This window comes from Limibacterium fermenti (assembly GCF_041902845.1).
Taxonomy (GTDB): Bacteria; Bacteroidota; Bacteroidia; order Bacteroidales; family Dysgonomonadaceae; genus Limibacterium; species Limibacterium fermenti.
This window is the reverse complement of sequence record NZ_CP159486.1, coordinates 605,328-617,687: the sequence shown is the minus strand read 5'-3', so window position 1 is coordinate 617,687 and position 12,360 is coordinate 605,328. Positions and strand designations below refer to the sequence as shown.

The window sequence follows — 12,360 nt, the reverse complement described above, 5'->3', positions numbered from 1 at the left end:
TAATTTGTAATTTGTAATTTGTAATTTGTAATTTGTAATTTGTAATTTGTAATTTGTAATTTGTAATCAGTCATTACCCCAACATCCCGTCTGTAAAATCCTCCGCCAGTTCATCCGTTTTCGCCTCCTCATCAACCGTCAGGCTCCAAATATCCTTATCATATGTTCTTTCAACCCATTGCGATTTATCATAGTTGTGACTGTCCGTAAAACCGATGAACACCTCTTTTTCACCGGTTATCACCTTCATGTCATTTTCCATCTCACGAGTCAACGAAGCAACCACTTTCGTATCGGATGTCCGGTTATATCGAGGCCTCGGTTGTCCTTTATTCCCTCCTCTACTGAAATAACCGGCCTGTCCTTCCTTCGTTTTCTCCTTCCGGAATTCCCCTTTGTTTTTTCCTCTTTTCAAACGGGTTTCGGGATAATCTCCCGTTCTTACTTTCATGTATCCTGCTGAATACGTCCCTATCTGTTCACCATTGCTGTCCAGTCCCTTTTCGAATACACGGGTTTTTATCGTTGCCAATGTGGAACTCGCGCAATCTATCAGTAACGGCTGCAAGCCAAGGCCCTCTATCCGGTTGCCCAACGCTTCTAATTCGCTCAAATCTATAAAAACATCTACCATATCCCTTGTTCTACGGCATCGCATATAGCACTTGGATATCTCCCCCCGCCGCCGCATTTTCAACACATCCGCTCAAATCAATTCCCGCTACCGCCGTATGGAGTTCGTTGAAAAACAAATCCATATACTCATCGCGTAAATTTTGAGCCTTCTCGAGGTCTATCGTGGTAAAACGGTTGGTGCGCTCGCTGCCCGCCGTCTCCGCCATCATCTCGGCACCCATAAGGTACCATAAAGAAACCGACAAAAGCGGTTTGTTTCCGCATATTAGGCACTCCGCATGCGCCACATCACTTAAATTCCAACATTTATTCAACTCGTTGACGAAAAAAGTCCGGAACTTCAAAACCGATCGCCGCTCAACCGCCTTGAATGCTTCCGAGGAAGTCTGCATCCGTTTTCTTACACCATCGAGTAAATCAGCGCTCAGCCCCGGCAACGAAGCCAGGTAGAGCCCGCTCCCTGCCCCCTCCTGGCTTTCGTCGCTGAAACCGATATAACCCGTCAAACACTCCATCAAGCTGATGCTCCTACATATCGGAAGCTTCCGTTTACCCCTGCAAGCTTGTCTCCCGTTGCAAATGCATCTGCCGGCAAGTTGAATAAACCGTAATATTTGCTTAGGATTACTTTCCATCCGCGGTCGGCTATTTTAGCTCCTTCTGCGTCATATATCGGGCAATCTTCATATTTCAATTGAGCGTCCAGTTTGAATGTGGTCAATGTCCCGTTCGCCAATTGAACCGGAATGGGAAGGGTAAAGAAAATTGAGGCTCCTTTTTGTCCCGCAAAAGCTCCGACATTCTTGTTATAGTCGACTAATCCTACGGTTCCTTCCGAAAATACTCCGAAATGATTCGCTCCCCAAAGGGTTGAAGTTTTGAAATCATTATAAAATTTCACTTTCGATGCGCCGAAACCGCCTTGGTCGACTCCCGTTTTCATGCCTTGCGCCAATTGCCAGTTGTTCACAGCCCCGTTCCCTACCAAAATAGGGATATCTACCATCTCATTCGCGGCAAAATCGGACAATATTTTCGTAATGCCGTCCGTTTGGCTGATGGTCGTCGCAAAATTAACCGCTGTCGCATCCGCCTTTCCCGTCACAACGTTCACCCCGAATTTTGTCGCCTGCGCCGAAACCAAGTTCCCGTCTATTTTCTGGAGCATCGCTTGTATTTGTGTTAACAACAAGTTATACAAACCCGTCATCAACGGCGCCGATGGTGTGCCGGCCGATAACGTCCGGCTTGCCTCTTCTTGGTATTTCCGGAAATCCGAATCCGGGATAAACAATCCTATTTTACTGTAAAGAGGTGACCCGAGCGACGTCTCTTTCCATACCGCTCCTATCGGAGTATCGCAATCATCCCTGTCCGTAACCGACGATTCAAGTCCCCGTTGCAGATAACGCAACTTGATCTCCCGGTCCATTCCCTGTTGCAACGACGATAAATTGCTTATCTGCGTTGTCGCGGGGTTCTCCAACAGCATATTCAAAAAACCGACCGGGGTTACCTTATATTGAGGATCATTCAATCCCGCTATAACCCCCACGTTAATCAATAATGCCTGTACAAATCCTGTCAAATTCATAATTTTTATTCTGTTTTTATATCGGCCATCGAATCAGCTATAGCTTCCCGGACGGCCGATAGGTCCGGTTGCCCTCCCCCTTGGGGAACCCGTGCTACCTGTGGCGGCTGTTTCCCGTCGCTTACAGCAAGCAGTTTGCTGTCGGTAAGTGTTTTGGTTACAAAGTCATCATAACCCGTCTTTACATTGTTTTCGTAATAATCCAGTTCCGGATTCGCTTTTTGTTTCAATACGATCCGGTTACCTTCCCTCACCGCAATCGCCCTTTTCTCCGACAACGCCATGTCCACAAGGGCCTTCGCCGTTATGGCATTCACCTCCGGCTTTAAATCCTTGTTCGCATAATTCCGGCTCATCAGGTTACCCCGGATTAAGAGGTCGGTAATTTCCGAATCGTGTTGCGACTTTAGGCTTTCGAGTTCCTTCGTCTTCGATTCTTTCAATGTTGAAATAGTCTTGTTTAGTTCATCGATTTGTTGTTGATATTCCAAACGTTTTCCCGCAGTTTCCTCTGACGGCTTTTTATTCTTCAACTCAACCATTTTGTCTTTCAATCCACGCAATTTGTTGTAGGTATCTTTTTCACCTTTCAGTTGAGTAACGAAGGCCTCATCAAGCCCTAGTTCAGTTGCTACGTTCATTAGTTCCGAATCCACACCGTTTAATGCCAAACCGTAAAAATGATTTCGTAACGGTGCATTGTTTTTCGCTGCTTCCAGCGACATGAGTCCGCCGTTCAAAAGATTGGCAAAATCATCTGCCAATTCCGTATTGGCAAGTTCCGCTTTTGATAATATATCAATCAATCCCGGATTGTTTTGCGCATTTACCTTTTGCGCCAACGTATTGAGAAAATCTCCCAGTTTCATATTTTTTTATTTGTTTTATTTACTTTCCTCTGTCTCATTCTCATCTGCCTGTCCCTTTGTCTCTTTGCCTCTCAGTCCATCCGTCTCCCTGCCTCCATGTCTCCTTTCCTCCGGAAATGCCTTCTCGATTTCCGCCTGTGTCGGGACGCTGATTTTCACCCCTGTTTTCTTGTAAAATGCTTCGTTGGATGATAAAATCACATGTTTTGTCCCATCCTTAAGCGTTACTTTTATATATTTCCCTTTCTCCATTTTATTGAATCGTTTATTAAGTATTTAATTACATACAAATATAATCATTTGGAATTAATTATAATCATAAAGATTGATTGTTATTTTCCGTAAAACTTTTCCCTGAAAATTATCTTTTCAAAAAAATATGCCTTATATTTGCATAAATAAAAAATAAATGATCTCCGCTCACTGGGTAGCGTAATAACCCTTACCGGCAACGCGAAGAGCGACCGGAGGCGAAAGCCTGAATGAAGTAAGCAGCCTGTCAAATGGCTGCTTATATTTTTTTATGGCAACAGTCTGTGAATTTCATCAGAAAATATTTTTTTCTTGCTCAATTCATACCATTGCCCTTTCCAATTCAACAATACGGCCCGCGTATTTTTACTCCAACCTTCGCGCAATCCTTTAATCAGCCAGTTCTTTTTAATCCCCGATTGTATATCGTATGCGACGATGCTCGATTGCCCCGATCCGCTCGATAATTGCTTTGAAACGGTTTCGTACGAATTCCCGAACAGTGACTTCATTTCTACTTGCCGTTGATAATAGGTTTTGGCATCATATATCCAGATATCGCTTTTCCGCCCTTTCCCTAAATCCCCTTGGTTCGGAAAAATAACATGGTTCCCTGCCTTTTCCAGTTTTTCCGCTATATGAAACTCCGCAGGATTGTATTCCGATCCTTCCATCGTATATATCTTACCTTTCCCATAATCAAATGTCTCATGGGCATTATTGCCCAGGTAAGTTTCAAGGCCTTCCTTTTTTATCTTCGACGATACCTTTTTAGACAGGTGGGTCGTTAAATCGATAAAAGTCTTAATCCCTGTAGGATCAAAATTCAATGTCCCGAATCCGTGTTTATCATTTCCGGAAACATTTACTCCCTCTTTTTGGGCATAAGCAACTTTATCCCGCAATGCTTTCGGTACTTGCCCTTCCGGAATGCCGGTGATTTGGTGCCCGCAGTTCCAACCTCCGCGCAACTGGTGGAAATTTTCTTCTGTCGTTTCTTCTTTCATTCCTTTGGGCAAGCCGGTTTTCCCCGATAATTCACACTGGTGCCCGCCGATATGTCCTTTCAATAGTTCCGGTATTTCACTCACATGGAAATATTTCTTCTTGACCATTAGTTTACAAAACTCACGGCTCGTCTCCAAAAGCGATCCCGTGTATACAAACCATTCATATCCCCTATCCTTACTGATAATCGAATTATAATTCGCCGAAAAACTGTTCAGGCTGTCCAACGCATACGTCTTCACGTATTTCGTTACAATACCTGAACCATCCGCGGGTGTAAGCATTTCCCGCAACCGGGCGGTCAAATCACTGTAGCTGCCGCCTGTGGTAATATTCTCCACAAGCATTCGCTTAACCGGATTCACAATATTGGCTTTAACGCCGCTTTCCGTTAAATTATCCGCAACCATTTCAATACTCAATCGTTCCGTTTCACGCACCCCCTCCGTTCGCTTTTGACCGTACATCCCGTCTTGTAAAGCCGAATTTCTCCTGAACGATTGGAGGAAGGTAGCGGTATCTTTCACATATTCTTTATTTAAGACTATCTTTTCCAGTTTCTTCGAAATCAAGGTTACTTTTTTTATATTCCCCGAAGTAGTCTTTATCTTCCCGTTCCGGTCTACATCCAATTCTTTTATCAGCATTTCTATCTCTTGCAACATTTTATTCTCAATGCCACTTAAACTTTTACCGAATGCCGATAAGGCATCAGCTATCTGCCTTTGGATGTCTTCAGGTCTCACCTTTCCCATTTTCCCGTTATTTTTTTTCACCTCTCCTCACTCATCCTTCATCCTTCATACCTCATCCTTCATCCTTCATACCTGCCCCCAGAATCCTTTTCGTATTGCTCCCGTCCGTTTTTTCCATAAGATTTTTCACATACCCGTAAATCAAATCCCGTTTCTCCTTTGCTTCCTTTTTAAAAAAACCGCTATTTTCATTCTTAGCCCTTCTTACCAGTTGGGTTATATTACAACTTACAGCATAATCCTCTTCCGAAATACCCCCGTTGTTCAACATAACCAACTTATCATCTTCCGACAATCCCGGGAGAGGGTCTATTTCATATATGCACTCCAATTCGCTGGCAATATCAGGATTCGCATTATACTGCTTTTTCAGGAATTCTATTTCCATATTTTTTATGATGATAGGGTTGATACCCGCCTCCTTTGCCGATTTCAATTCGCTGATCATATAATCACTCCCCAATAAGTCGAACTTTTCAGGAACGGATATAACCGGTAACATCGAACGCCGTGTTTCCTTATCCGGTACCGATATCATATACCGGTAATCACAAATATACCGGTATACATTATCCATGATTTTCACCAAATCCTCGGCAATGGAATTTACAAAATTGTTCAACTCGTCCTTGTCCACTTCTTTCGCATAACCGCTTTGGTTCAACGGTGTTTGGTCAAGGAATTGCATATTAATGCTCGCAAGCGCACGATAAATATGTTTATCCACCCGCTCATCCTGCAATTTGGCTATCGACGTGTCCTTTTGTATATATCCTATCGGTGGTTGGGGAGCCGTACCCAACTCTTTCTGTTTTATCAGGTACTGCCCGTATGGGCTTATGGATTGGACAAGCCCAGTACCGTTGCATTTATCACAAATCTTATCGTTCGACAACCGCCCTGATCCGTTACAGGCTTTGCAATCCGTCGCCGTGTAATAATATTTTTCACTATGGATGTGTTGAACAACCTCCGCCTGTAGGTCGCTGTACTCCCGAGCCGCTTCTTTCAAATGCGGAACCATCCCCGCAATCCGGCTTTCGTAAATCGTATCATTGTTCACCCTCTCCCGGAAAACGCCTCCCGTCTTGCAGGCCGGCAATTCCCCCACACCATGCTCGTAATCAATCGCAATTTCGAACTGCCCGTTTTTCCGCACTTGCTCAAACCGGACAATCCTTTCCGGCGTTAAAGCGTAATATATCCTCCCGTCATAGTACGTATATCTTCCCCCAGGAGTCATGTAGGGAATGACATCCCTCGATTTCACAACCAATACCGCGCCCTCTTCGTAATACACCGTATTCTCGCTCGGGAATATTTCCGCAACCGGTTCCTCATACTCATTCTCATTGGTTTGTTTCTTCTTGAGGACAACCGCTACGAAAGCATTCGCATCCAATAAATATTGTCCCAGCAGTTCGCTGAATACCCAGTTTGTAACGCTGGTAAATCCCGGATAGTGGTACTCGCAATAATCTTTTAGGCTCTCTCCTGTCCGCACAATCGCCGGCATATCATTCCCGTAATTAATTACCCAGTCTTTCGAACGCCGTATCTTTTGCAGTGACGTCAACACTTTTGATATCGGGTTTTTGGTGATCGGCACATAAATCTCCTTTCGGTAATTTTTCACCTCTTCCGGTTCGTTCGGGCGCCGCTTGCTAATCAAATCATCCGGCATCCGGCCGTTGTAATGAACCTTCAAATCGTTGGCCAAATCAACCGTCTTCTTATAATTCGGATAATTGTTTTGTAGAACCTTTTTCAAAAAATCAACTGTTATTTCCATAATTCTTTATTTTTTTCACCCCCTGTCTCCTTGTCCCTTTGTCTCAATTTCAACAATTCGTATTCCGCTCGGTAAAATTCTCCGCCACTTCCGTTTCCCCCATCACGCATTCAACGCCGCATGCCGATTCGTTTATTTCGTCCCCGAGCGTATAATTTCCCGTCTCGTCCATTTCTGTATCATTGATTTTCACCAAGTCATGGCTCAAGGCGATCTTCAATTTATCATGCCATGAATAGGGCATGTAATCCGTTTGCAAAGCATATTTCTTTTGAATCTCTTTGTACAAAACCCGCGTCTTGCCGTTGGAATCCGTATATTTTTCGGCATTCTCCACATACGATGGCTTCCGCAGGATTGCAGGAATCCTCACCGTATTCGGTTTGTTCGCTTCATAATGGAATCCGAATTCATCCTTGTCGCACCAATATGACAAATGCAAATATTCCGTTTCGGGTAGATAAACCAATACATTGGAATAGTAAACCTTTCCTGCCGTTTTATCGGTAAGCTTCAGCCTGAAACAATCCTCTGCCGTTAAAATTCCCGACAAATCCAGTCCCGTCGAAAAATAATTGAACGAATGCACGAACTCTCGTATCATCTCTCCGTTAAGCCCTACAATATCCACATTCAATTCCGTTATACTGTTGTCGATAAAAAATCGTAAATCATTCAAATTCTTTACCGGCAACGGCATTTCGCACTCCGTCAGCCCTTCGTTAAATTGTACAAAACAATATTTTCCCGTTATCATTTCCATTCCGGTATTAATTCGAATTTTGTCAACCCTGTTTTAAACCCGTATTTCACGGATTTTATCCAACATTTTTCCCCGTCTACCAAGATATATCCGTATGGATTCATCCTAATTGTTTGGTATTGCTCCAGTGATATCGGGTATTCGAATTTCAGCAATTGAGCCTTTAGCTTGGCGGTTGCCTTCCCTATCGCCGCGTTTTCCTGTACTACCGCCGGATCATCCGCCTGGACGAAAAATACTTTGGTCGTAGTTCCTTCTCCGGACACTATCACACTCCCGCGTTTTTTTGCCTTCCCCCTTGCATTGGTGTTGCGGGTTCCCGAAGCATATCCCAAGCCGTGGGCTCCCGGATATTCGGCAAAGCGTGCCGCCCAACGCCGCGCATTCCGCGCCGGCGAAATATAAACATTCAACATCGTCTCCGGTGATATCACACTTCCTCCCGTTTCCTCCATCCCGTTGTCAATTTCATATTCACCGTATTGCCGTACCTCTTCGTCCGAACCCTCTTCCGTGGTAATGCTGTCTTGGCGCATCAGGCACAAAATAAACAGGGTTTCGTCGTACTGCCAATCTTTTGTATCCTTTTCCAACGATTTACGCCTCGTATATTCAATCACGTAGGCATCCGCAACAAAATCACTCAACTCGTTCAGTTCTTTGTCGACCGCTTTGGCGTACGTGGAATAATTCCGTTCCGAGTGAAACGTATCCGTCACGTTCGTCTCACTGATATCCGCGTATTTCTTATATCCCACCCTCAACCGTGTATAGGTCTCTTCCGCATTATGAACCCGCTCTGTATGTGCCGGATGATCAATGCTGAATAATTTCGTATCTTGGTAGAACCATGCCCAATCCTCCACACGTACCCACCAACGCCCTGCCTCCCGGGAAAAACCGCAACCGGTATTATCAATCGCCGACAACGACTGTATCATTTTTTTCATCGACACATACATCCGCGGCATACTCCCGTCCGTATAAATATAATCTCTCAGTTTATAACCGTTCGTCAATGCCCGCAAGCCCCCGGGCCCGTCGTATTTCAACGAGCTGGGCGTTTCAACCTCACTGTCCGCCCGCCCGTAATAATCACTCCGCACCTTCAATTCCCCGTCTGTAATAGATTCCGACACCCGCGATAAAACCTCATGAACCATCGAACACCTCACATCCGAAGGTGCCGCCACTGTTTCCATCTGCATTTCAAAATAAGTATCCGCACTGCTGTTATAATAGAGCGAAATAGTAGTTGAAGGGAAATTCTTTAAAGTGATTTCCAATATGACGGCTAAATACAAGGCTTCGAACTCCAGCCCTTCCGATATCATTTCCCCCGTATCGATAGAAATAACCGCATTTCCTCCTGAGGTACTGATTCCCGAGGCTGGAATACTATACTGTTTAATAATGTCCCGCCCTTTGGGATCGGTCGATAGGCGCACATACCCTCCCGTTAAAGTGAAATCTGGAACATTTCCCGTAATCTTGCAGGTCGCATCGATTCTAAATTGAATCTTGTATTTCCGTGATGTCAACTTGTCCGATTCGCTGCAAACATATACGCTGTCGTCTTTATCCAATATCGAATCCCTGTAAACGGCGATTTGCTCAAAACGGGCTCCTTCGATATCCGAGGCTGTTATATTATAAATGGGTGGCGTAAAGATGACGGATGTATCCGGAAACTGGAGCGATCCTTCCAGCAACAGCCCGTCGATGATAACGATATCCTCTCCCGTAGCTGTCTCGTTATCCGAACGGAAGACCGACGTCAACGCTTTCCCCGGAACGGAAACAACCTTATGGATGCAGGCATATTCCTCCAACGGGTTCCCGTCGACCGATACCGCATCATCTACGCATATATCCGTGCTGATCCGGTTATTAAAAGTGGTCAATACACCCGCCTGTCCGACCTTGCATTTTACAGATGTGTAGCCCTTGTTCAATAACTGGTAAGTTGCCAGGTCCAACTTCCCGTTATAAATATCGGTAAATTCATCCCCGTCGCTGCACTTCATCGACACGGCTAACTCGATAACACTGTCAATGTTTTCCTCGTATTTACCTGAAATCAATTCAACAGCCTCACAATCGGTAAATTCCATGTCGATATCGCTGAATTCCACGCTCACCCCGTGCATTTCATTCCGCGAAATCTCCGGCTCGAACTGGTCAAACCCCACCGGCTCCGTTATCTCCAACCGTCCACCATCCGATATCAACGTAAATCTCAATTCCATACCCCTATATATTTGCGGTTCTTGTATATTCTCCGGTTTCCGTTATCGTCAACCGTCACACCACCCCCGTCAACCGTCACACTCACATTGTTTTTTACCGGGCGCCCCGTTTTTATATATCGTGCAACCGACTTTCCCAACAGGTCATAATCGATGGAGTCTTGCTTCTGCACATCCCGCACTTCCCGGATGGTCTCTTTCGATACACGTGGCAATTCGATGTTATAAATGCTGGGTATATTCCAATCTTGCAACAAATCGTAGCGTTTATTTGCCATTGCATCCCGGCTTACAACGTTCGGTACCACACTCGCTCCCTTCGGAACCCACATCAATTCCGGCCCGTGCTCGCCGACCCACGCTAGTTCGCCCCGGTTCCCTTTCGTACCTTTCCAGTATTTGGGTAATGGTTTCGAAGCTACTGCGGCCAGTTGAACGGCTCCAACCGCAGCCGCTAAAGCCATTAAAACAACATTTGGATTCGCTTTTGCAATAGCTATGGCTGTCGATATTCCTATATTGAATATACCCTCCAGCTTATCCGATTGGGCCTGCTTGCGCTTTATTTCTAGCTTCTTTGCCGATAGTTCTTTTTCCGTAATATATTTCTTATCGGCATTCGTCCTTGCCTCCTCGGCATCCGTCGTATAATATTCGTCCAAATCTTCCAGCTCTTGCGACAGCCGGTCACTATTAATGGAAAACAGCGTACCTCCGATACTTTGAAGAGTATTCACCGAAGCTTCTACTATTTCCCGTTTCCGCTCTTCTTTGGCACGCTCCATTTCCACCTCCTCTTCATGCCGCCTCTTCAACTCCTCCAAGATGGCATCCGTCTGTTTTTTATCGATTTCCAAATCTTGGGCAACGTTAATCTCTTTTATCGATCGTTTCGCTTTTAAATTTTCCTCAAAGGCATCCTGTTCCTGTCTGTATTGATCCGTTTGCCAGTATTTCAATTCTTCAGGGGCGGTAGTCGTCGTTTGTTCGTCCTTTTCATCACCCGTCTTTAAACCCAACTTGGAATAGGCTTCCGAAGCTTTATTACCCGTCTCGATAGCTGTTTGGATATAAAACTCTTTTTCTTTCTGCAAACCCGCTATGTTTTTTTCACGGTAATAGTCTGCACGGCGGCTCCTCAACTCCTCCGCATCACCGAAAAGCCCATAAACGGAAGCAACGAAATCATCCGTCCATTTCAAAAGTTCCTTATCCGATTTTTTTTCTTCCCCCAATATCTTCATATTCGTTTCCACTGCTTTTTGCCGCGCGGCTTCCGCTGTTGCACGTGCCACGTACGCCTCCACCACTGCCGGAGTGGAGTTCACCAACCACGCCTCCAATTCGTTTATATTCTTTAATTGATGGTTGCTGTCCAAGTATTTTTCATTCACGGTTTTCAGCATACGTTGTTTTTCGTCCAGGCTCGTGGTCGTATCATTTATCCGTTTTTGCATGATCTCCAATTCCACTTGCTGTTCGTTATAACCCTCGATCGCCGCCTTGCCCAAATCGTTCATCCGCTTTTGCCCGGTAGTATGCTCTTTATTTGCACGCGTAAGCAACGCTATCGCACCCACAACCGAAATTATCGCCGTCGCAAGCAGTACATACGGATTCGCTTTCGCTACAAGGTTAAAAGCCTTTTGGGCGACGGTTGCCTTCACCGTACCGGCAATGCTCAATTTTTCCGCCCCTGTTTTGGCCGCAATTGCCATAGCATGCGCAGCCTCGGCTTTCGCCGCCGCGCTAAGTTGCAGGTTATGTACGGCACGCATCACGTTCGATTCCTTTTGAAGGGTATTCCCTATCTGCTGCAATCCGCTCGTTGTAGCCATTATCGCCTGCAATCTCACCATCATTGGCATCAACTTTTCCTCTTCTACCCCGAATAAGGCCGCGGCCCCTTGCGCTACTTGGAATCCCGCCGCAATTCCCTGCGTCCCTTCCATCACCGTATCGAAAGCTATCGTATCGCTGCCGATACCTTTTATGGCTCTTTGGGTATCTCCTGCGATATCATTTAATTCACCTAACTCATGTTGAAGCCTGTTCAATGTTTCCGAACCTGTATCACCATGCATTTTCATTGTATTAATCTGATTGGTCAATTCCTTGGTTATTTGCTTAAAACTTTTTTCAACCGCTTTTGCCGGTATGGCTTCCGGAACTTTCTTCATCGATTTTTCAAGCCGTTCGATACTTTTCCGGTTACTTTCGATTTCCTTCGTGGCTTTTTTGGTTTCGTCATAATACTGTTTCATGGAAGATACTTCCCTCACCGTCCCTTCCGAAGCTGCTTTTCTCGAAGCATTCGTCTTGTCGTAATCCGCCCAAAGTTCCTTGTTCCGCTCACGCAATTCCGCTATCTTTTGGTTTGTCTCCTCCAGTCCGCCCGAATCGGCTGTAAACCGTATTATCACGTTCGTTTCTTTGTCCATG

10 protein-coding genes are annotated in these 12,360 nt (G+C 45.2%); all 10 read right to left on the bottom strand.

The features are described 5' to 3' along the window. Positions 1-73 precede the first annotated feature (73 nt). Positions 74-634, bottom strand: a complete 561-nt coding sequence (locus tag ABNK31_RS02860) for a hypothetical protein (RefSeq protein WP_418894230.1) — start codon at positions 632-634, stop codon at positions 74-76. A 10-nt stretch (positions 635-644) separates the two neighbouring features. After that, positions 645-1,151, bottom strand: a complete 507-nt coding sequence (locus tag ABNK31_RS02855) for a hypothetical protein (RefSeq protein WP_418894229.1) — start codon at positions 1,149-1,151, stop codon at positions 645-647. Continuing rightward, positions 1,151-2,230: a hypothetical protein gene (locus ABNK31_RS02850; RefSeq protein WP_418894228.1), complete on the bottom strand. Its 1,080-nt coding sequence runs from the start codon at positions 2,228-2,230 to the stop codon at positions 1,151-1,153. The genes ABNK31_RS02855 and ABNK31_RS02850 overlap by 1 nt, the downstream gene beginning before the upstream one ends. A 5-nt stretch (positions 2,231-2,235) precedes the next feature. Further along, entirely contained in the window at positions 2,236-3,099 is an 864-nt protein-coding gene (locus tag ABNK31_RS02845) for a hypothetical protein (protein WP_418894227.1), read from the bottom strand. A 15-nt stretch (positions 3,100-3,114) separates the two neighbouring features. Continuing rightward, positions 3,115-3,351, bottom strand: coding sequence for a hypothetical protein (locus ABNK31_RS02840; protein WP_418894226.1), 237 nt, complete (start codon positions 3,349-3,351; stop codon positions 3,115-3,117). Positions 3,352-3,620: 269 nt separating this feature from the next. Next, positions 3,621-5,114: a hypothetical protein gene (locus tag ABNK31_RS02835; RefSeq protein WP_418894225.1), complete on the bottom strand. Its 1,494-nt coding sequence runs from the start codon at positions 5,112-5,114 to the stop codon at positions 3,621-3,623. Between the two features lie 52 nt (positions 5,115-5,166). Next, on the bottom strand, positions 5,167-6,906 hold the full coding sequence (locus ABNK31_RS02830; protein ID WP_418894224.1) for a hypothetical protein: 1,740 nt from the start codon (positions 6,904-6,906) through the stop codon (positions 5,167-5,169). A gap of 49 nt (positions 6,907-6,955) precedes the next feature. After that, on the bottom strand, positions 6,956-7,669 hold the full coding sequence (locus ABNK31_RS02825) for a hypothetical protein (protein ID WP_418894223.1): 714 nt from the start codon (positions 7,667-7,669) through the stop codon (positions 6,956-6,958). Continuing rightward, the gene (locus tag ABNK31_RS02820; RefSeq protein ID WP_418894222.1) at positions 7,660-9,918 is read right to left on the bottom strand and encodes a hypothetical protein; all 2,259 of its coding nucleotides are present in this window, start codon (positions 9,916-9,918) and stop codon (positions 7,660-7,662) included. The genes ABNK31_RS02825 and ABNK31_RS02820 overlap by 10 nt, the downstream gene beginning before the upstream one ends. Further along, on the bottom strand, positions 9,909-12,359 hold the full coding sequence (locus ABNK31_RS02815) for a hypothetical protein (RefSeq protein ID WP_418894221.1): 2,451 nt from the start codon (positions 12,357-12,359) through the stop codon (positions 9,909-9,911). The genes ABNK31_RS02820 and ABNK31_RS02815 overlap by 10 nt, the downstream gene beginning before the upstream one ends. Between the last annotated feature and the right edge of the window lies 1 nt (position 12,360).